Raw genomic sequence first — 1120 nt, forward strand, 5'->3', positions numbered from 1 at the left:
GAGTTGGCCGCGATCGCGGCGCAGCGCAGGGTGCCGCTCTTCACCGCCTTCCACCGCCGGTACAACGCCGCGGTCACCGGCCTGCGGGCCCGGATCCCGGAGGCGGTGCCCGTCCGCTCGGTGACCGTCCGGTACCTGGAGCGGATCGAGGAGCACGTCGGCCGGGACCGCTGGTACCTGGACCCGGAGCGCTGCGGCGGCGGCTGCGTGGCCGACAACGGCCCGAACGCCTACGACCTGGTGCGGCTGCTGGCTGGGCCGATGCGGCTGGCGTCCGCCGACGTCGTCCGGGACGCGCAGGGCGTCGACCGGCAGGCGGTGCTCGCCCTCGCCGGCGCCGACGGGGTGACCGCCCGGATCGAGCTGGACTGGTCCTTCCTCGGTGAATGCAAGGACGTGGCGGTGGAGTTGGCGGACGGCACGGTGCTCGGGGCGGACATGCTGGCCGGGCATCCCGGCTTCAAGCAGTCGCTCTGGCACGAGTACGAGGGGGTGCTCGCGGAGTTCGCGGGGCTGGTCCTCGGTGAACCGGACGCTGCCGGTCCGGGGCGCGGGCCCGACGGGCTGGACGCCCTGCGGGTGGTCGAGGCCGCCTACCGGGCCGAGCGGGTGGAGGCGCGGTGACGCACGAGGACGGGCCGAAGCGGACGGTCACCGGCACGCTGGTGAAGGTGCTGCTGCACAGCCGCGAGGACCGCGGGATGAGCCTGGAGCCGTTCGCCAGCCGGTGCGTCCGGCGGGGCGAGGTGCACGAGTTGGTGACCACCGACCAACGGGACACCGCGGCGGGCGCCCGGATCGACCGGGTCGGCTTCCTCGGCTTCGCGGAGATCGCGGCGGCCGGGGTGCTGGACCGCGGCGACGAGGTGTTCGTCGGGGAGCACCGGGTGGGCACGGTGCTCGGCTTCGACGCCTGCCACTTCCCCAACCACTACAACGTGCTGATCGCCGCGGACCACCTGCTGACCGGCGCGAAGCTGGACCTCCGGCCGGAACTCCCCGTCCGGTTCGTCCCGTCCGGTCCCTAGGGCGCGTCGTCAACGGCGTGCGGGGTGCTTCACAGGGGCGCGTGGGGGCACCTCCCGAGTGCCCGAGCCCCGGACGGCATGCCGCGGCCCGG

The 1120-nt window shown here is 74.6% G+C and carries 1 protein-coding gene and 1 pseudogene; both read left to right on the top strand.

Annotated features, from left to right (window positions below):
* A pseudogene (locus ABZ641_RS38875) lies at positions 1–624 on the top strand (gfo/Idh/MocA family oxidoreductase); the annotation flags it as partial.
* A complete protein-coding gene (locus ABZ641_RS38880; protein WP_359989424.1) occupies positions 621–1028 on the top strand; it encodes a hypothetical protein in 408 nt (135 codons plus the stop codon). The pseudogene ABZ641_RS38875 and the gene ABZ641_RS38880, both read left to right, overlap by 4 nt.
* The last annotated feature ends 92 nt before the right edge of the window (positions 1029–1120 follow it).

The organism is Kitasatospora sp. NPDC007106 (assembly GCF_040634455.1).
GTDB lineage: Bacteria > Actinomycetota > Actinomycetes > Streptomycetales > Streptomycetaceae > Kitasatospora > Kitasatospora arboriphila.